This window comes from Kribbella sp. NPDC004536, from assembly GCF_042873835.1.
Taxonomy (GTDB): domain Bacteria; phylum Actinomycetota; class Actinomycetes; order Propionibacteriales; family Kribbellaceae; genus Kribbella.
Map to the genome: position 1 here is coordinate 526692 of NZ_JBIALY010000003.1, position 19412 is coordinate 546103.

Genomic DNA, 19412 nt, shown 5'->3' on the forward strand with positions numbered 1-19412 from the left:
CTTTTGCTAGAGGCAACTGATCTGCGGGTCGAGTTCTCCGGCCGTGGCGGGCGCCGGGCGCGGGCCGTCGACGGTGTGAACCTGTCCGTCGGGGCCGGTGAGATCGTCGCGCTGGTGGGCGAGTCGGGCTGCGGGAAGACCACGCTCGCCCGGACGCTGCTCGGCCTCGAACGGCCGAGTGCTGGGCGGATCACGTACGACGGTACGCCGCTGAACTACTCGACCCGCGCGCTCCGCGCCTTCCGCCGCCAGGTCCAGCTCGTCCTCCAGGACCCGATGGGCTCCCTCAATCCCCGCCACACCGTCTACGAAGCAGTGGCCGAGGGTCCCCGCATCCACGGCCTGCCTGACCAGGAGGCGCTGGTTGCCTCCGCGTTGGCGCGGGCGGGGCTGCGGCCGCCGGAGCGGTTCTTTCAGCGGTATCCGCATGAGCTGTCCGGCGGGCAGCGTCAGCGTGTCGTGATTGCAGGGGCTTTGGCGTTGGAGCCGAAGGTGCTGGTCGCGGACGAGCCGGTGGCGTCGCTGGATGCGTCGGTGCGGGGTGAGATTCTGGCCTTGCTGCTGAGGTTGCGCGACGACCTCGGCCTGTCCGCGCTCGTCGTCACCCACGATCTCGGCCTGGCCTGGAACATCGCCGACCGGGTCGCCGTCATGTACCTCGGCCGGATCGTCGAGACCGGCCCGACCGAAGACGTCCTCACCCACCCCCAGCACCCGTACACGAAGGCCCTGCTCTCCGTCCTTCCCGAATCTCCGGCCCGGATCGTCCTCACCGGCGAACCACCTGACCCGACCCGCATCCCGTCCGGCTGCCGCTTCCATCCACGCTGCCAACTGGTGGCCGCCGGCAACGGAACCGACGCCTGCAAGAGCACCCGGCTCGACGTCCTGCCGGCCGCCGAAGGCCACCAGGTCGCCTGTCACTTGGTTCCAGCCGTTGACAATAGTTAACAAGAAGTAGAACTATTGCGTCATGGCGCAAGATCAGGTGGACCGGTTCTTCGAGGTGCTGGCTGATCCGACCCGGCGGCAGGTTGTCCAGCTGCTGGGCGACGGGCCGCAGCGCGCCGGGCAACTGGCGGCCGCGACCGGGTCGTCCTCGCCCGCGATGAGCCGGCACCTGCGGATCCTGCTGGAGGCCGGCCTGGTCGCCGACGAGCGGGTGCCGGACGACGCGCGGGTTCGCGTGTTCCGGCTGAACCCCGAGCCCGTGGTCGCCGTGCAGGCCTGGCTCGACCAGGTCCAGGCGCACTGGCGCGATCAGTTGGGTGCCTTCAAACGACATGTCGAGCAGAAGGGGAAGTCCGATGCCTGAACCGTCCGCGACCGCGTCCGTGGAGGTCCCCGTCGATCCCGCCACCGCGTTCCAGGTCTTCACCGCGGAGATCGACCTGTGGTGGGTCCGCGGCCCGATCAACTTCTGGGACTCGTCCCGGGCGATCGAGATCCGGGTCGAGCCGGGTGTCGGCGGCCGGATCCTCGAGGTGTACGCCGACGACGCGCTGGAGCGCGGCGTGATCACCGCGTGGGAGCCGGGCGTGCGGTTCGAGTACCGGAGTTCGACGGACGACACCGAGACCACGGTGACCTTCGACCCGATCGCTGACGGCACCCGCGTGACCGTGGTCGAGGCACTGATCCCTGGCGGCACCGAGGCCGTCTACTCCTGGCAGAACGTGCTGCACTGGTTCCCGGCCTGGGTTGCCCGCCGCGACACGGCGCCGCACCAGGTACGCGAGGTCGGTCGGCTCGCGGTCGCGTTGTCGTACGAGGATCCGGCCGCCGCGGCGCGCTGGCTGCACACGGTGTTCGGGCTCGAGACCTGGGACCGCGTGCCGGAGGAGGGCCGCCAGCCGTCCTGGATCGAGCTGCACGCGGGCGCGTCCTCGATCGTCCTGCTCCGCCGGAGCGAGCCGGGCGCACCGGCAGCGGATCACGCGACCTGGGTGTACGTCGACGACCTCGACGCGCACTTCGCGCAGGCCAGTGAGGGTGGCGCCAAGATCCTGAGCGAGATCCACCAGCACGGGTACAAGTGCTACGAGGCCGAGGACCTGGAAGGGCACCGCTGGACGTTCCTGCAAGCACGGCCGACGATGCCGTGATCGAACAGCCACTCACGGGCGGCCGGATGACGCCCGGTGTCGTGCGGGTCGGCGACACCGTACGTCGGCCCGCATCGTCCTTCACGGCGGTCCTCCTGGAACTCCTTGCAGACAAGGACTTCACACCGAACTACCTAGGTCGGGACGAGAAGGGCCGCGACATCCTGACCTACCTGGAAGGCGACGTGCCGTCGCGATATCAACGTTGGGAAGACCAACAGATAGCCGCGGCGGCCGTGATCCTGCGCGCGTTCCACGACGCCACCCGCAACACACACCTCGCCGGCGACCACAAGGTCGTCTGCCACCACGACCCAGCCCCCACCAACTTCGTCTTCAACGACGGCGTCCCCACCGCGATCTTCGACTTCGACCTGGCCGCTCCCGGCGACCCCCTGGAAGACCTGGGCTACGCCGCCTGGACCTGGTGCATAGCCTCCAAACACGCGGACCCCCTGAGGCAAGCCCACCAAGTAGCCGTCCTGGCGAACGCCTACGGCCTGGAGGACACCACCCCGCTGACCGACGCCATCCTGCAAAGCCAGCTGAACAACGCACAGTTCTGGGCCGACAGACCGTGCGAAGCAGCACCGGAACGAATCGCCTGGTCCCACCGAGAACATGCCTTCGTCACGACCAACCGCCACACCTTCGAAGCAGCCCTCAGAGCCGCCCGGCCTTCTTGAGCGCGAGGTACGTGTCGGCCAGAGCCGGCGCGATCTTGTCCGGCGGCTCGTCGACGACCGTCACCCCGGCGCGGGTGAGGGTGGCGGTCAGGCGTTCGCGGTCCAGGCGGGTACGGGCTGCGGATGCCGCCCCGTACACCTCGACCAGGTCCGTGCGGCTGGACTCGAGCTCGGTGAGCCGGGGATCGGCGACCGAGGCGAGCAGGACCACGTGACGGCGGAGCAGCGGTCCGATGACCGGGAGCAGTGACTCCTCGATCGCGGCGGGATCCAGCCCGGTCAGCAGGACGACCAGTGAGCGCTGACCGAGACGTTCGAGGACCTGGGAGACGACGATCCGGAAGTCGGTCTGCACCAGCTCCGCGTCGACGTTCGCCAGCGCGTTCACGAACGACGGCAGGACGTCCTCCGGCGCCGGACGCCGTACGTCGGCCCGGACGGCGGAATCGCAAGCCAGCAACGAAACCCGGTCACCCGCTCGGGTGGCGAGCGCGGCCAGCAGCAGCGCGGCGTCCATCGCGTGGTCGAGCCGCGGCGCGTCGCCGACCCGCCCCGCGGACAGCCGTCCGGAGTCGATCACGATCGCGACCTGCCGGTCCCGCTCCGGCCGCCAGGTCCGCAGTACGACGTTCCCGCGCCGTGCGGTCGCCCGCCAGTCGATGCTGCGGACGTCGTCGCCCGGTACGTAGTCCCGCAACGAGTCGAACTCCGTACCTTGCCCGCGGACCAGCAACGCCGTACGCCCGTCCAGCTCCCGCAGCCGGGCCAGCCGCGACGGCAGGTGCTTGCGGCTCTTGAACGGAGGCAACGCCCGCACCGTCCACGGCACCACGTGCGACCCCTGCCGGCCCGCGAACCCCAGCGGCCCAACGGACCGTACGGTCACGCGAACAGCCTGCCGATCGCCCCGCCGCGTAGGTACTAGATGCGTCGTCAGCCGACGCCTCTCACCATGCGGCACGTCCAGCTTGTGCGGGCGATCCAGTACGCCGGCCGACGGCGGCCATGCGTCCCGTAGCAGCCCCTTCACCCGGCGGCCCGGGTTGGTGACCAGCATGTTCACCACAGCCTGCTCACCGAGCCGTACGGCGCTGTCGCCCTCACGGCTGAACTGCAACCGCCGCGGCGACCCGGCCAGCAGGATGTCCACCAGACAGACCGCCAGCACCGCAGCGACCACCACACCGACCCCAGCCCACGACGGCATCACCAGAGCGACGAACACCACTCCAGCGGCTGCCAAGATGCCGGCCCGGCCAGTGAGAACCATCAGCGTGGCACCGGCACCGTAGCGAGCACGCTCTCCAGTACTGCGTCCGGGCTGACACCCTCCAGCTCCGCCTCCGGCCGCACCTGGATCCGGTGCCGAAGACAGGGACGAGCCATCGCCTTCACATCGTCCGGGATCACGTAGTCCCGGCCGGAGAGCCACGCCCACGCACGGGAAACGGCGAGCAACGCAGTAGCACCACGGGGCGATACACCCAGCTGCAGTGACGGCGACTGGCGCGTGGCGCGGCACAGGTCGACGACGTACGCCAGTACGTCGTCCCGCACCGCTACGCGGCGTACGGCCTGCTGGCCGGCCTCAAGATCCTCCGGACCGGCCACGGGACGAAGACCTGCAGCGGCCAGGTCGCGCGGATCGAAGCCTTGCGCGTGGCGAGCCAGTACGGCGATCTCTGCGTCGCGTGGCGGGATGTCCAGCGTCACCTTGAGCAGGAACCGGTCCAGCTGCGCCTCGGGCAGCGGATAGGTGCCCTCGTACTCCACGGGGTTCTGGGTGGCGGCGACGACGAACGGAACGGGCAGCTTGCGCGGCTCGCCGTCCACGGTGACCTGCCGCTCCTCCATGGCCTCCAGCAGCGCGGCCTGTGTCTTCGGTGGCGTCCGGTTGATCTCGTCCGCCAGCAGGATGTTCGTGAACACCGGGCCGGGGCGGAACTCGAACTCCGACGTCTTCGCGTCGTACACCAGCGAGCCGGTCACGTCACCCGGCATCAGGTCGGGGGTGAACTGCACCCGTTTGGTGTCCAGCCGCATCGCGGTCGACAGAGCCCGCACCATCAGCGTCTTCGCCGTACCAGGAACGCCCTCCAGCAGCACGTGGCCGCGGCAGAGCAAAGCGAGTACCAGTGCGGTCACAGCGGTGTCCTGGCCGACCACCGCCTTGCCGATCTCGGTCCGGAGCGCGACCAGCGCCTGCCGGGCCTGGTCGGCGGTGACCTCGGTAGTCGTCACGGGTGTCGTACCTCCTGCGTCAGTACGTCGAGTTCCTGGGACAAGGACATCAAAGCGGCGTCGGACAGTGGCGGGAGACCGTAGAGCAGTTCGTACAGCATCGCTGGGTCTCTACCGGTGCGTGCTGCGACGGTAGCGACAACGGCTGACTGGTCGGCCCGTCTCGGGATGCCGTGCGCCTTGTGCAGCTGGCCGAGCGCTGACTCCCGCAAAGCCGCAGCAGCACGGTCCCTGGCTCTGGAGCGACGGTAAAGCCGCGCGCGGCCCTCTGTGGTCTCGGCAGCGTGCACGATCACTGGGAGCCGTTCCGCGACGACAGGGCCGAGCCGCCGGCCGCGCCAGATCGCTACGACCAGTACTGCGAACGCAAGCGCCCAGCCGATGTAGCGGACGGCCGGCGGGATCAACGGCGGGCTGTCGCCGTCCGGGGTGTCGACGCCGGTCGACTCCCATTGCGGCAGGTACCAGGTGAGGTCGTGATGCGTACCGATCAGGTTGAGCGCCAGCGCCGCGTTGCCGTCGTCCGCGAGCTGGTCGTTGGTGAACGACAACGGCGTACCGATCACGTCGACGGTCTGCTCGCCGACCTGCAGCCGCACCACCGTGTTGTGGATGCCGTCGCCGTAACAGGTGTCCGCGTTCTCCGGTGCGATGTACGTCGGCCCGCTGACCGTGGCTGTACCGGCCTTGACCGCGGCGGGGAGGTCACAGCCTGGCTCACGGCTGCGCGACGTCACGGAGTCACCGCTCAAGGACACACCGGGCGCAAGCGCAGTCAGAGCTCGTGTGCTCGGCCGGATGAGGATGACGTGGCTCCAGCGAGCCTTGACGATCTGTTGCCAGTCGGAGTCGTCCAGCGCACCGGACGGCCCCACGAGCAGCGCCTTGCCGTCGCCTGGTTGTGCGGCGTCGTCCAGCGACTCAGTGCTGTGTACGGCGACGTTGTGGTTCTCCAGCAACGCCGCCAGCGCCCGTGCGCCGTCGGACTTCGTGGAGTCCGGGCTGAACGGTCCTGAGGTCCGTGCCGACGTAGCGATCAGTACGCCGATCGCGGCCAGCACCACGAGAGCTGTCACGAGCAGGGGTGTACGCAGGGCCCGCCACGTCTCGCCGACGTCCCGGCTCATCGACGTACTCATACGGCCACCTTGGCGATCCGTGCTGCGTTGTCAGCGGTCACCACGGCCTCGTACCGCTCGCGGGTCCCCGGACGGTTGCCGTAGACAACCTCCGCGAAGGCATGAGCAGCCGGTTGCAGTACGGCTCGCAGTGCTGGGACGTCGGTGACCACCTCGTACGCAGTACGCCCCGGGCGCTCGTCCAGTACGGTGCGTTCGGTCAGCTCGGCCACGCAGGCGCGGAACCGGCTGCGGATCGCCGACGTGAAGTCACCCGATGCCGCCTCCCGCTCAGCCAGTGCGCGGTACTCCGCCGCGCTCCGCGGGCGGGCGGTGTCGAAGACGGCCTGCGACTTCACCCTGCGACTGGTCCGCAGCACACCGGCCCGCCAGAGCACCACGACCACGATCAGCACGAGCAGACCGATCAGCATCGCCAGACCGGCGTGCCCGTTCGGCGAGGAGCCCGTGAGGCTGTCCAGCAGGTCCTGGATCCAGCCGACCACCTTGCCGAGTGCCTTCTCGATCAGCGAGCCCGAGTCCCGGTACGCCGACTTCGACAGCTCCTTGGCCGCCTCTCGGGCGGCCTGGTCCCGGTCGATGTCGACGGGCGGCTCCAGCGGGAAGAACATCACGCAGGCCCCCCGGACCGCAGTGCCGGACGCATCCACAGGTCAAGGCCCTCCCGCCGGACCCGCAGGTCCAGATAGATCAGGGCCTGCACGGCGGACATGAACGCCAGGCTCGCGATCAGCGTCATCAAGGTCGCGACGCCGACCGCGGCCCCGAGCACGATCGTCACCACCGTGGCCGCGGTGCTGCCGTCCGGGCCTGCCCAGGAGCCGACCGTGATCATCAGCGACGTCACACCGAACTGCAGTGCGTAGCTGATGATGTTCACCACCAGCCCGCCGAACAGCAGGATCCCGAACACCCGCCAGAACTTCCCACGCACCAGCCGCCAGGACCGCCGCAAAGCCCCCCAAACCCCTACCCGCTCGGGGATGTACAGGCCGATGTCAGGCGAGTGCCTGCCCTCCATCAGTACGACCGTGCCGGCGAGGACGAGCCGGATCCCGAAGATCAGCACCAGTACCCCGCCGACGAACATCATGATGAGCGCGACAGCGCCTGCAACGTCAGAAGAGATCGCGGCGTCCGCACCAGCCCCGATGCCGAGTACTGCCAGGCCCCAGCCACCGATGAGCAGTACGAACGACAGGGACTGCACCAGGCCGACAGCAGCGAGCGCAGGAAGCGCAGGCCGTACCAGCCGCATCAGCTCGCGTGGACCGGCCCGGTGCGCCAGCTGGCTCCGGACCGCGGCCAGGGCGATGATCCCCGCCAGCATGCTCGACACCACCGAGAACAGCACGACCTGCACGCCGTACGTGAGCAGCAAGGCCGCCCCGGCCTGTCCGAACGGGTCGTCCGCTCCGAAGAACCCGCTCAGACCACCTGGTACGGCGACCTCGGTCAGTACGGCCTGCAGTGCGACCAGCGCGATCCCGGCCAGCACCGGCAGGCCCAGCATGATCGTCTTGTTGTCGGAGATCGTCCGGGCCGCGTTGTCCAGCAGGTCGGCGGGCAGCCAGGGACGCAGCGGCTCACCGGCCACGTCGTCGTGCAACCGCATGCTCTGGTCGGCCTCCCGATCGGCCACTGCGTACCTCCCCTCCAGGGTGACGGAGTTGTGGTGGACCCCGGCTGTGCACCATGATCCCCGTTGATCACAGCCCAACCTGGGGTCATACGGCGATCCGGCGTGTGCACTACCCGGGGAATGGGACACTATCCGTAGTGCGTACGGCCCGGCACCTGCCGCGCGCATCCCGATCGGTCGGCAAGCGGACGGCAAGGAGCTATGGGCGTGGCAGACGGTAACCGGACGATGAGGGGCCGCATCCTCATCGTCGACGACGACACCGCGTTGTCGGAGATGCTCAGCATCGTGCTGCGCAACGAGGGCTACGACACCTATCTGTGCGCGACCGGTGACAAAGCGGTACCGGCGTTCCGGGAGTTCAAGCCCGACCTGCTGCTGCTCGACCTGATGCTGCCCGGGATGGACGGGATCGACGTCTGCCGGGCGATCCGGGCCGAGTCCGGCGTGCCGATCGTGATGCTGACCGCGAAGAGCGACACCGTGGACGTCGTGCTCGGGCTGGAGTCCGGCGCCGACGACTACGTGGTGAAGCCGTTCAAGCCGAAGGAGCTGGTGGCCCGGATCCGGGCCCGGCTGCGCCGGATGGACGAGCCCGGTCCGGAGTCGCTGACCATCGGCGACCTGACCATCGACGTGGCCGGCCACTCGGTGAAGCGGGCCGGCGAGACGATCCAGCTGACGCCGCTGGAGTTCGACCTGCTGGTCTGCCTGGCGTCGAAGCCCTGGCAGGTTTTCACCCGCGAGGTGCTGCTGGAGCAGGTCTGGGGCTACCGGCACGCCGCCGACACCCGGCTGGTCAACGTGCACGTCCAGCGGCTGCGCTCCAAGATCGAGAAGGACCCTGAGCACCCGGAGATCGTCGTCACGGTCCGCGGTGTCGGATACAAGGCTGGTGCGGACTGATCGAGTACGGTCGCGGCCAAGAGCCGCAGGCGGCCGCCGACGCCACCGTGGTGGAGCCGGCGACCGAGTCCGGGCAGAGCACCTCTCGGGGCACCTCTCGGGGCACCTCGCAGGGCGCTTCGCCGGGCACCGGGCAGTCGGCCCCGCCCGAGCAGGAGAAGGCCGAGTCCCGCGGAACGGAGCTGGAGCTGACGTCCGCCGCGGCGGACTGGTCTGCCCAGCCGAAGCCGCCGTGGCGTACCCATCCCAAGCACTGGCCGGACATCTGGCGGCGCTCGATCCAGGCCCGGATCGTGACCGGCACCCTGCTGATGTCGACGCTGGTACTGATCCTGGTCGGCTGGGTGATGATGAGCCAGGTCACCGACGGTGTCCTGGAGTCCCGCCGTACCAGCGCACAGGCTGAGGTACGGGCGCAGCTGCAGCAGCTGTCCGCCTCGATCGACGCGGCCAACCGCAACACCGTCAACCAGCAGCTGTCGGAGCTTGTCCTCGGTACGAACCGCCCCGGCTTGTACGACGTACTACTGGTTCCGACCGACCAGGCGGCGTCCAACGCGATCCGGTACACCGGCCTGGTCGACAGTGACTCGATCCCGCAGGCGCTGGCGTCCTCCGTGGTCAGCGACGGCGACAAGCTGTGGGACACGTACACGCAGATCAACTACCGGGACAGCCCGAGCGTCCCGGGCCTGGTGATCGGCTCCCAGATCCGGATCGACTCCACCGGTGACAAGTACTCCATCTACTTCCTGTTCCCGCTCACGGCGCAGCAGGAGACCCTGGACGTCGTACAGCGCGCTCTTGTCACCGCGGGCTTGCTGCTGATCGTTCTGCTCGGTGCTATCGCCTGGCTGGTCACGCGGCAGGTCGTGACGCCCGTACGGATGGCACGGCGGATCGCCGAGCGGCTGGCGGCCGGCAAGCTCGAGGAGCGCATGCAGGTCCGCGGCACCGACGACCTGGCCCGGCTGGCGGTCTCCTTCAACAAGATGGCCTCCAACCTGCAACGGCAGATCCGTCGGCTCGAAGAGCTGTCCCGGCTGCAGCGGCGGTTCGTGTCGGACGTGTCGCACGAGCTGCGGACGCCGCTGACCACGGTCCGGATGGCCGCCGACCTGCTGCACGAGAGCCGCGACCAGTTCGACCCGATCAGCCGCCGCTCCGTCGAGCTCCTGCAGAACGAGCTCAACCGGTTCGAGGAACTGCTCGCCGACCTGCTCGAGATCAGCCGCTTCGACGCCGGCGCGGCCGCCCTCGACCTGGAGGACGTCGACCTGCGCGACATCGTCAACCGGGTCCTGGAGAACCACGAGACGCTGCTCGAACGCAAGGGCTGCCCGGTCGAGCTGGACATGCCGGCGCCGTGCCGGGCCAAGGTCGACTCGCGCCGGATCGAGCGGATCCTGCGGAACCTGATCGGCAACGCGATCGAGCACAGCGAGGGCCTGCCGATCAAGATCAGCACGGCCTTCGACGACGACGCGGCCGCCGTGGCGGTCCGCGACCACGGGGTCGGCTTCCGCGCCGAGGAGGCCGAGATGGTCTTCAGCCGGTTCTGGCGGGCCGACCCGGCGCGGGCCCGGACCACCGGCGGTACCGGCCTCGGCCTGTCGATCGCGCTCGAGGACGCCCGGCTGCACGGTGGCCGGCTGGATGCGTGGGGCTCGCCGGGCGAGGGCGCGTACTTCCGGCTGACGCTGCCGCGCCGCCCGGACGTGGCGCTCACCGGTTCGCCGCTGCCGCCCCGCCCGGCGGACGCCACCCGCGTGATCACGGAGCTCGTCGACGTCGGCGCGCCGTACCAGAAACTGAACGGCGGTGAGGACCGGTGAGGCGCCGGCTGCTCGTGGTACTGGTCTCCCTGCTGGTGCCAATGGCGATGCTGGCCGGCTGCGCGGCGGTACCGACCAAGGGCACCATCCGCAGCGGCGACCGCGCCGGGCAGGCGCCCGACCTGGGCGGTGTCGGCGTCGAGGCCAAGCCGCCGCGGCCGAACGTCGGCGACATGGCGATCGTCAACGGCTTCCTCGAGGCGATGTCGGACTCGCAGGCCTACGACGTGGCCCGCCAGTACATGACCCCGGAAGCGGCCGGCGCCTGGAAGCCGGAGAAGCAAACGGTCGTGTACGACCAGCAGCCCGACTCGCTGACCCGCAAAGGAGACGGGATCCAGCTGTCGGCGAAGATGATCGCCACCATCGACGAGCGCGGCGAGTGGATCCCCGCGCCGGCCAACGCCAAGGCCGACTTCTTCTTCAAGCTCAAGAAGGTCAACGACCAGCTCCGCGTCGACTCGGCGCCGCCGGGCGCGTACCTGGGCAGCAACCAGGTCGACCTGAAGCTGGCACCTCGCGACCTGTACTTCCTCAACCAGGGCCGCAACATGCTGGTCCCGGACCCGGTCTACCTCCCGCAGACGCTGCCGTCCGGTCAAGCCGCGACACAGCTGATCCAGGAGCTGCTGAAGGGTCCCACCAGCCGCCTGGGAAACGGTGTGGTCTCTGCAGCGCCCCCTGGCACCGAGGTGCAGGTCTCGGTCCCGGTTGACCTCGGTGTGGCCACCGTGGCGCTCAACGACACCGCGGGCTCGCTCCGTGACCCGGACCGGCGGCTGCTGGCCGCACAGATCGTCTGGACGCTCAACCAGCTCAATCTCCGCGCCAAGATCACCGTCGGCGGCGCACCGCTGCTCCCGGACGATCCGGAAGTACTGCCGTTCGCCAACTTCAGCCAGTTCGACCCGCAGGTGCCAGGCACCTCCATGACTCGGCTGTACGGGATCATGAACGACCAGCCGCAGCGGATCGTCGGCCTGGACGGCTCCACCAACGTGGAGGCCCAGGGAGTCAACAACGGTCCTCTGGCCGGCAAGAAGGCCCAGTCGTTCGCTGTCACCCCGAGAGGCGACGCCGGGGCGATCGTCACGCTCGACGGGCACGACGTGGTCTACGGGCTGCTCGACCCCACCGGGAAGGACGACAAGGAGGGGACCTTCAAGGTCGAGGGCGAGACGTTGCCGCCGAGCTACGACTACGACGGCAACCTCTGGGTCCTGGACCGGGCCGACACTGCTCATCCACGGTTCCGGGTGCACACCGGTGACACGCCCGGGCTGACCCCGATCGCCACGGACTTCAAGGGCGACACCCCGGTGGCGCTGCGGATGGCGCCTGACGGCGTACGGGTGCTCCTGGTGATGCAGACCGCCGGCACCACACAGAATTACGTCGAGACCGCGACGGTGCAGACCACGAACAACGGCAAGCAGTTGGTGCTTGGGGCCTTCCGTCCGTTGCGGCTGCCGTTGACGAACATCTCCGACGCGGCGTGGAGCAAGCAGGGCATCATCGTGATCGGCGCCGGTGGTTCGCCCGGCAACACCAAGCACCAGGTCTGGTCGGTGAACGCCGACGGCTCCAGCCTGCAGCTGCTGCCCGGTTCGACGCCGGACTTCACGCCGGAACGCGTCGCCTCGAACCCGAACAAGGACACCCTCCCGGTGATCCAGGACGACGACGGCCAGATCCACTGGCTCAGCAAGGACCTCGCCTGGGTCACGATGGACAGCGAGAAGAACCACCCGGTGATCGTCCCGACCTACCCAGGCTGAGTTGTCCACAGGCTTCCAGCTGCCCGGTTGCGTCGCGGGAGCAGGCTCGGGGACGGTTGGGTGGTGTTCGGCGGGTTCGTGGATCTGGTGCTGGGTGGGCGGTGTGCGGGGTGTGAGCGGCCCGGTGTCACTCTCTGTGGTGGTTGCCGTCGGCTACTGACGGGGACGACTCCGTTCCGTGCCTGGCCGGATCCGCGACCCCCGGGTCTGCCGCCGCCGACCGCCGCCGCGCCGTACGCCGGGGAGCTCCGCCGGCTGATCGTGGCGCACAAGGAGAACGCCCGGTACACCTTGGCCGGACCGCTCGGCCGGCTGCTCGCGGAGGCTGTCCGGGCCGCGCTCGGTGAGCGGCGAGCGGTCTGGGTGTGCCCGGTTCCGTCGCCGCGGGCAACGGTCCGGCGGCGCGGGCACGATCCGCTCCGGCGAATTACGAAGGCTGCCGTCAGATCCCTGTGCAGACAGGGGATCGACGCCCGGACCGCACCGGCGCTGCGGGTCGTCGGCCGTCCCGACGACCAGGCCGGGCTGTCCGCGGAACGCCGTACCGCCAACCTGGACGGCGCATTCGGGCTGCGTTCGCGCTGGGCTGAAACGCTGATCGATCAACCGGTCCTGCTGGTCGACGACGTGATCACCACCGGTTCCACGCTCAGCGAGGCCTGCCGTGCCTTGGAATCGGCGGGAATCCAGGTGCTCGGATGCGCCGTGCTGGCCGCCACCGCGCGACATCGGGCGTCTGGTTCATGAGAACTTCTCTACCGGTTTTCGCCGAAGCCGACTAGCGTTGGCCTATGACACCCGCTAGGGCTTGTCGGGCAGTGGAGTGGCGGAGGACCGGATCAGCCGGATTCCTCGCCACGGGGTCCGACAGGTTCGACAGCGGGTGTTCTCGTTTCGGAACCCGTCAGCACGAGTACGGGGGTCCGGACACGTAAAAGAAGTCGCCGATCGATGGAGGTTTCCGTGGACGTCGTTGTCAAGGGTCATCACTGCGAGGTCAGTGACCGCTTCCGGCAGTACGTCGAGGAAAAACTCGAGCGAATCGAGAAAGTCGATCACCGGGTACTGCGGTGCGAGGTGGAAGTCAGCCAGGAGAAGAACCCGCGACAGCACGATCGGGCGATGCGTGTCGAGCTCACGATGTACACCAAGGGTCCTGTGGTCCGCGCAGAGGCGTGCGGAGAGACCAAGGCGGCGGCGTTCGACGTCTGCCTGGACCGGCTCCGGTCCCAGGTCCGCAAGGCGGCCGACCGGCGCCGGGTGCACCGGGGTGAGCGCTCGCCGGAAGGCCTGCGGCACGTGAACGCGAAGCAGCCGCAGGGCGGCACATCAGTAGTGGAGGAACCAGTCGCCGAGGAAGAGGTGGCGACGCACAAGTACGGATCCCTCACGGTCACCGGCGACGGTCCGCTGGTGATGCGCGAGAAGACCCACTCCGCCAAGCCGATGACCCTGGACCAGGCGCTCTACGAGCTGGAACTGGTCGGGCACGACTTCTACCTGTTCGTCGACGCCGACGAGAACCAGCCGAGCGTGGTGTACCGCCGTCGCGGTTACGACTACGGCGTGATCCGGCTGACCGTCTGAGACTTCGGGAGGAGCACACACGAAAGGGCCGGGCACTCAGCCCGGCCCCTTCGTTTCCCGCTCAGCTGTCGATCTGCTGCTGCAGCTCGGTTGCGTACGTCGCGACCTGCGCGTAAACGCCCGGGTTGCCGGCGTCCGCGCAGCCGACGCCCCACGAGACGACACCGAAGAGGCGGCCGTTCAGGACCAGCGGGCCGCCGGAGTCGCCCTGGCACGAGTCCTTGCCGCCCTGCTCGTAGCCGGCGCAGATCTCGCCGTCCGGGGTGTAGCCCTGGCTCGCGTACGCCTTCGCGCAGTAGTCGTCACCCAGTACCGGTACCTCGACCTTCTGGAAGGTGTCCTCCGGTCCGGTGCCTTCCGTGGAGCCCCAGCCGTACACGACCGACGCCGCGCCGGCGGTGTCCGCGGCCTTGTCGGTCTCCAGCGCCAGCGTCGGTACGCCGTCGAACGGGGTCGCCAGCGTCAACACCGCGACGTCGTGGGCCGCCGACTTGCCGTACTCCGGGTCCACCCAGATGCTGCTGATCTTCGACGTCTTTCCACCGGTCTGAGTCAGCACGTCACGGCCCTGGATCGCGGTGTAGGTGCTCGCGGCCTCCTGCGCACAGTGCGCGGCGGTGATGATCTTGTTCGCCTTGACGAGCGTGGAGCCGCACCACTGGCCGCTCGGCGACGGCGAGCCGCTGTTGTTCAGTGCGACGGCCCACGGTGCGTCGGCCGTGTGGGCGATCGTGCCGCCGACGATTCGTGGTGTCGGTCCGTCGGGCGACTGCGCGGCCGACGCGGTGCCGGCCACGGCCACCGCGCCGAGGGACGCCGCGGTCAGGACGCCGGCCGCGAGGGCAGCGCGGACCACCTGCTTCTTTCCTGTCATGCCTCACTCCAGGGTGATAGGGGCCGCACGGGCGGACGGCCTGCTGGCAGGTTCTCCCGAACACCATCCGTAGCGCACCTCCCACTTTGGGTAACTTGCAAGTTATGTCGGTGCGGCCAGGCAGAATTCGCGGCATGACGACCGAGGTGCTGTCGACGGCTCAGGCGCGCAGGGTGGCGCTCGCGGCGCAGGGGTTCATGGACCCGCGCCCGAAGGGTGTCCCGGACGCGCGGGCGCTGGCCCGGGTGCTCGGCCGGATCGGGCTGATCCAGATCGACTCGGTGAACGTGCTCAGCCGTACGCAGTACCTCCCGCTCTACTCCCGCCTCGGGCCGTACCCGCGGGACCTGCTGGACCGGGCCGCCGGCAAGGCCCCGCGCCGCCTGGTCGAGTACTGGGCGCACGAGGCCTCGCTGATCCCGGTCGAGACGCACCCGCTGATGCGCTGGCGGATGGCCCGCGCGACCACCGAGGCGTGGGGCGGCCCGCGGTCGATCGCCAAGGAGCGGCCGGACCTGATCAAGCAGGTCCTCGCCGACGTGCAGAACCACGGCCCGCTGACCGCCCGCGAGATCGACGACGACGTCGAGCGCGCCCGGGACAACTGGGGCTGGAACTGGTCGGACGTGAAGCGCGCGCTGGAGTTCCTGTTCTTCGCAGGGGAGATCACCGTCGCCCGGCGCAACCAGCAGTTCGAGCGGCTGTACGACGTACCCGAGCGGGTGCTGCCCCGCTCGGTGGTCGACACGCCGACGCCGACCCTCGACGAGGCGCACCGCGGGCTGGTGTCGATCGCGGCCCGGGCGCACGGGGTGGCGACCGCGCAGTGCCTGCGGGACTACTTCCGGACCGCGCCGGAGCCGACGCTGCAGGCGATCGCGGAGCTGGTCGAGGAGGGCGAACTGCTCCCGGTCCGGATCGACGGCTGGAAGCGCCCGGCGTATCTGCACAAGGACGCCCGGCTGCCGCGCCGGGTGAACGCCCGCGCCCTGGTCAGCCCGTTCGACTCGCTGGTGTTCGAGCGGACCCGGACCGAGGTCCTGTTCGACTTCCGGTACCGGATCGAGATCTACGTCCCGGCCGAGAAGCGCGTCCACGGGTATTACGTGCTCCCGTTCCTGCTCGGGGACAGGCTGGTCGCCCGGGTCGACCTGAAGGCGGACCGCGCGAGCGGCGTACTGCTGGTCCAGTCGGCGCACGCCGAGCCGAAGGCGCCGGTGGAGACCGCCGAGGAACTGGCCGCCGAGCTGGTCCAGCTGGCCGGCTGGCTCGGCCTGGAGCAGGTCCGGGTGGCCGGTGGGGGTGACCTGTCGCCCGCGCTGAGTGACGCTCTACGCGGTTTCTGAGACGATGCTGGGAACTTTCCGCCCCGCCTGAGCGTGGTCGGGTAGGGCTGAAGGCACGCTGCCCGCGTGGCTTGGCACACCCGGCCCCGTACGATGGGGGTCGCACGCCTTCCCGCGACGGGTCGGACGTGCCCTGTCGGCGTTCGGCCGTCCCCAGGTTTCAGCAGCAAGGAGTGAACTCCCCACCATGAAGGTTGTCGACAAGGTCCTGCGGATCGGCGAGGGCAAGATCCTCCGCCAGCTGCAGGGCATCGCGAAGATGGTCAACTCCATCGAGGACGACTTCGTCAACATGACCGACGAAGAACTGCGCGATCAGACCGCGGAGTTCAAGGAGCGGCACCAGAACGGGGAGTCCCTCGACCAGTTGCTCCCGGAGGCCTTCGCGGTGGTCCGGGAGGCGGCCAAGCGGACCCTGCACCAGCGGCACTACGACGTCCAGATCATGGGCGGCGCGGCGCTGCACCTCGGCAACATCGCCGAGATGAAGACCGGTGAGGGCAAGACGCTGGTCGGCACCCTGCCGACGTACCTGAACGCGCTGTCCGGCAAGGGCGTGCACGTGGTCACGGTGAACGACTACCTGGCCAAGTACCAGGCCGAGTGGATGGGCCGGGTGTACCACTTCCTCGGCCTCGACTACGGCGTGATCCTGCCGGAGATGTCCCCGGCCGAGCGCCGGATCGCGTACAGCAAGGACATCACCTACGGCACGAACAACGAGTTCGGCTTCGACTACCTGCGCGACAACATGGCGGGCAGCATCGAGGACTGCGTCCAGCGCGAGCACAACTACGCGATCGTGGACGAGGTGGACTCGATCCTGGTCGACGAGGCCCGGACCCCGCTGATCATCTCCGGACCGGCCGAGGACTCGCAGCGCTGGTACGTCGAGATGGCCCGGATCGCGAACTCGCTGAAGGCCTGGACGCTGGCCGACGAGGCGGACCTGAAGCGGAAGAACCCGCGCGTCACCGACCTCGAGATCGACGAGACCAAGCGCCGGGTCGCCGACTACGACGTGGACGAGAAGAAGCGTACGGTCGCGATCCTCGAGCGCGGGATCGAGAAGGTCGAGGACCGGCTCGGCATCGACAACCTGTACGAGTCGGCCAACACCCCGCTGATCAGCTACCTGAACAACGCGCTGAAGGCCAAGGACCTGTTCCACCGGGACAAGGACTACGTGGTGGTCGACGACGGCGAGGTGCTGATCGTCGACGAGCACACCGGCCGGACGCTGCACGGCCGCCGCTACAACGAGGGCCTGCACCAGGCGATCGAGGCCAAGGAAGGCGTCGAGATCAAGGAGGAGTACCAGACCCTCGCGACGATCACGCTGCAGAACTACTTCCGCCTCTACGACAAGCTGGCCGGCATGACCGGTACGGCGATGACCGAGGCGAACGAGTTCTCCAAGGTCTACAAGCTCGGCGTCGTCCCGATCCCGACCAACAAGCCGATGATCCGGGTCGAGGAGCGGGACCTGATCTACCGCACCGAGGACGCCAAGTTCGACGCGGTGGTCAAGGACATCGTCGACGTGCACGCCACCGGGCAGCCGATCCTGGTCGGCACGACCTCGGTGGAGAAGTCCGAGCGGCTGTCCCGGCAGCTGCTCAAGGAGAACATCAAGCACGAGGTGCTGAACGCGAAGCAGCACGCGCGCGAGGCGGCGATCGTCGCCGAGGCCGGCCGCAAGGGAGCGGTCACGGTGGCCACCAACATGGCCGGCCGTGGTACCGACATCATCCTCGGCGGCAACCCGGAGTTCCTCGCCGACAAGGAGCTGCGCGCCCGCGGCATCGACCCGGCCGAGGCCATCGAGGAGTACGAGGCCGAGTACCCGGCGATGCTTGAGCGGTTCGAGAAGCAGGTCAAGGAGGAGCAGGCGGAGGTCCGCGAGCTCGGTGGCCTGTACGTGCTCGGCACCGAGCGGCACGAGTCGCGCCGGATCGACAACCAGCTGCGCGGTCGCGCCGGCCGGCAGGGCGACCCGGGCAAGTCCCGGTTCTACCTCTCGCTCGAGGACGACCTGATGCGGCTGTTCAAGCGCGAGATGGTCGACTGGGCGATGTCGCGCAACAACGACGACAGCCAGCCGCTGGAGAACAAGGTCGTCACCAAGGCGATCGCCTCCGCACAGGGCCAGGTCGAGGCGCAGAACTTCGAGACCCGGAAGAACATCCTCAAGTACGACGACGTGATGAACCGGCAGCGGCACGTCGTGTACGACGAGCGCCGCCGGGTGCTCGAGGGCGCCGACCTGCGCGACCAGGTGCAGGACATGCTCGACGAGACCGTCACCGGGTACGTACAGGGTGCGACCGCGGACGGCTTCGCCGAGGACTGGGACCTGGACGCGCTCTTCACCGCGATGAAGACGCTGTACAAGTCCGAGCTCACCGAGGAGGAGCTGATCGAGGAGGCCGGCGGCGAGAAGGCCGGCCTGACCCAGGACTTCCTGGTCGAGCGCTTCCTCGACGAGGCACACGCGGCGTACGAGGCGCGTGAGGAGCTGCTCGGCGAGGAGGCGATGCGCGAGCTGGAGCGCCGCGTCGTGCTGAGCGTGCTGGACCGCAAGTGGCGCGAGCACCTGTACGAGATGGACTACCTGCGCGAGGGCATCGGCCTGCGGGCGATGGCGCAGCGCGACCCGCTGGTCGAGTACCAGCGCGAGGGCTACGACATGTTCGCCTCGATGATGGAGTCGATCAAGGAGGAGTCGGTCGGCTTCATCTTCAACGTCGAGGTGGACGTCGAGGCGATGCGGGCCGAGATGGAGCTCGCCTCCGAGGCGGCGCTGGCCGACGAGGACAACCTCACCGGCCGCCGGATCGAGGACATCCTCACGCCGGGCGCACCGGTCGCCGAGTTCGCCCGTTCGTCCGACGACGAGGACCGGCCGCAGGACACCCCACGGCAGGCGCCGCGGCTCCGCGCGAAGGGCCTCACGAACGAGCCCCGCGCGCAGCGGTTGACGTACTCCGCTCCGACCATCGACGGCGACGACGAGGTCGCGATGCACCAGGACGCCGTCGAGGAAGGCAACCTCGAGTACGCCGGCACCCCCCGCAACGCCGCCTGCCCCTGCGGCTCCGGCAAAAAATACAAACGCTGCCACGGCGACCCCCAGTCCGACGCCTACAAGTTCTAACCCCCCACCCTCAGAGAGGCCGGTCCCGGGACACCCGGGACCGGCCGTTCTGCGTGGTCGGCCGCGGGATGTGGCGCTTGGCATGGCGGTGGGGGTGGTGGGTGTGGTGCGCTGGG

Annotated in this window: 17 protein-coding genes; 11 read left to right on the top strand and 6 right to left on the bottom strand. The window is 69.0% G+C overall.

Annotated features, from left to right (window positions below; translation table 11 throughout):
- Positions 1-3: 3 nt before the first annotated feature.
- The 4 genes from ACFYRU_RS27715 to ACFYRU_RS27730 are packed head-to-tail and all read left to right on the top strand — an operon-like array spanning position 4 to position 2791.
- Positions 4-951 (top strand): ABC transporter ATP-binding protein, encoded by a 948-nt coding sequence (locus ACFYRU_RS27715; RefSeq protein WP_387663644.1) that lies wholly within the window; start codon positions 4-6, stop codon positions 949-951.
- A 22-nt stretch (positions 952-973) separates the two neighbouring features.
- Complete coding sequence (locus tag ACFYRU_RS27720; RefSeq protein WP_387663646.1) at positions 974-1315, top strand: ArsR/SmtB family transcription factor; 342 nt, start codon at positions 974-976, stop codon at positions 1313-1315.
- Positions 1308-2105, top strand: a complete 798-nt coding sequence (locus tag ACFYRU_RS27725) for a VOC family protein (RefSeq protein ID WP_387663648.1) — start codon at positions 1308-1310, stop codon at positions 2103-2105. The genes ACFYRU_RS27720 and ACFYRU_RS27725 overlap by 8 nt, the downstream gene beginning before the upstream one ends.
- Positions 2102-2791, top strand: coding sequence for a phosphotransferase (locus ACFYRU_RS27730; protein WP_387663650.1), 690 nt, complete (start codon positions 2102-2104; stop codon positions 2789-2791). The genes ACFYRU_RS27725 and ACFYRU_RS27730 overlap by 4 nt, the downstream gene beginning before the upstream one ends.
- Here the strand turns inward: ACFYRU_RS27730 and ACFYRU_RS27735 are convergent.
- Genes ACFYRU_RS27735 through ACFYRU_RS27755 form a run of 5 tightly spaced genes read right to left on the bottom strand, consistent with a single transcriptional unit; the run spans position 2769 to position 7813 of the window.
- Positions 2769-4061, bottom strand: coding sequence for a DUF58 domain-containing protein (locus ACFYRU_RS27735; protein WP_387663652.1), 1293 nt, complete (start codon positions 4059-4061; stop codon positions 2769-2771). The genes ACFYRU_RS27730 and ACFYRU_RS27735 overlap by 23 nt on opposite strands.
- Positions 4061-5032, bottom strand: coding sequence for an AAA family ATPase (locus tag ACFYRU_RS27740; RefSeq protein ID WP_387663654.1), 972 nt, complete (start codon positions 5030-5032; stop codon positions 4061-4063). The genes ACFYRU_RS27735 and ACFYRU_RS27740 overlap by 1 nt, the downstream gene beginning before the upstream one ends.
- The gene (locus ACFYRU_RS27745) at positions 5029-6171 is read right to left on the bottom strand and encodes a DUF4350 domain-containing protein (RefSeq protein ID WP_387663655.1); all 1143 of its coding nucleotides are present in this window, start codon (positions 6169-6171) and stop codon (positions 5029-5031) included. The genes ACFYRU_RS27740 and ACFYRU_RS27745 overlap by 4 nt, the downstream gene beginning before the upstream one ends.
- Positions 6168-6782 carry a DUF4129 domain-containing protein gene (locus ACFYRU_RS27750; protein ID WP_387663657.1) on the bottom strand — a complete coding sequence of 205 codons (615 nt, stop codon included), beginning with the start codon at positions 6780-6782 and terminating at the stop codon, positions 6168-6170. Before ACFYRU_RS27750 ends, ACFYRU_RS27745 begins: the two co-directional genes overlap by 4 nt.
- The gene (locus ACFYRU_RS27755) at positions 6782-7813 is read right to left on the bottom strand and encodes a hypothetical protein (RefSeq protein WP_387663659.1); all 1032 of its coding nucleotides are present in this window, start codon (positions 7811-7813) and stop codon (positions 6782-6784) included. The genes ACFYRU_RS27750 and ACFYRU_RS27755 overlap by 1 nt, the downstream gene beginning before the upstream one ends.
- 228 nt (positions 7814-8041) lie before the next feature.
- On the opposite strand from ACFYRU_RS27755, the gene mtrA reads away from it, so the two are divergent.
- The 5 genes from mtrA to hpf all read left to right on the top strand — a co-directional run bounded on the left by mtrA (position 8042) and on the right by hpf (position 13919).
- Positions 8042-8719, top strand: coding sequence for an MtrAB system response regulator MtrA (gene mtrA / locus ACFYRU_RS27760; RefSeq protein ID WP_141859693.1), 678 nt, complete (start codon positions 8042-8044; stop codon positions 8717-8719).
- 47 nt (positions 8720-8766) lie between these two features.
- Positions 8767-10554 carry an MtrAB system histidine kinase MtrB gene (gene mtrB, locus ACFYRU_RS27765; RefSeq protein WP_387663661.1) on the top strand — a complete coding sequence of 596 codons (1788 nt, stop codon included), beginning with the start codon at positions 8767-8769 and terminating at the stop codon, positions 10552-10554.
- Positions 10551-12332 (top strand): LpqB family beta-propeller domain-containing protein, encoded by a 1782-nt coding sequence (locus tag ACFYRU_RS27770; RefSeq protein ID WP_387663663.1) that lies wholly within the window; start codon positions 10551-10553, stop codon positions 12330-12332. Before mtrB ends, ACFYRU_RS27770 begins: the two co-directional genes overlap by 4 nt.
- A gap of 63 nt (positions 12333-12395) precedes the next feature.
- Positions 12396-13079 carry a ComF family protein gene (locus ACFYRU_RS27775; protein WP_387663665.1) on the top strand — a complete coding sequence of 228 codons (684 nt, stop codon included), beginning with the start codon at positions 12396-12398 and terminating at the stop codon, positions 13077-13079.
- A gap of 216 nt (positions 13080-13295) precedes the next feature.
- A complete protein-coding gene (gene hpf / locus ACFYRU_RS27780) occupies positions 13296-13919 on the top strand; it encodes a ribosome hibernation-promoting factor, HPF/YfiA family (protein WP_387663667.1) in 624 nt (207 codons plus the stop codon).
- 61 nt (positions 13920-13980) lie between these two features.
- On the opposite strand, the gene ACFYRU_RS27785 is transcribed toward hpf, so the two are convergent.
- Positions 13981-14793 (bottom strand): S1 family peptidase, encoded by an 813-nt coding sequence (locus ACFYRU_RS27785; protein WP_387663669.1) that lies wholly within the window; start codon positions 14791-14793, stop codon positions 13981-13983.
- Between the two features lie 134 nt (positions 14794-14927).
- Here ACFYRU_RS27785 and ACFYRU_RS27790 point away from each other — a divergent pair, with 134 nt between their 5' ends.
- Positions 14928-16139 carry a winged helix-turn-helix domain-containing protein gene (locus ACFYRU_RS27790; RefSeq protein WP_387663671.1) on the top strand — a complete coding sequence of 404 codons (1212 nt, stop codon included), beginning with the start codon at positions 14928-14930 and terminating at the stop codon, positions 16137-16139.
- A gap of 187 nt (positions 16140-16326) precedes the next feature.
- Entirely contained in the window at positions 16327-19296 is a 2970-nt protein-coding gene (gene secA / locus ACFYRU_RS27795) for a preprotein translocase subunit SecA (RefSeq protein ID WP_387663672.1), read from the top strand.
- The last annotated feature ends 116 nt before the right edge of the window (positions 19297-19412 follow it).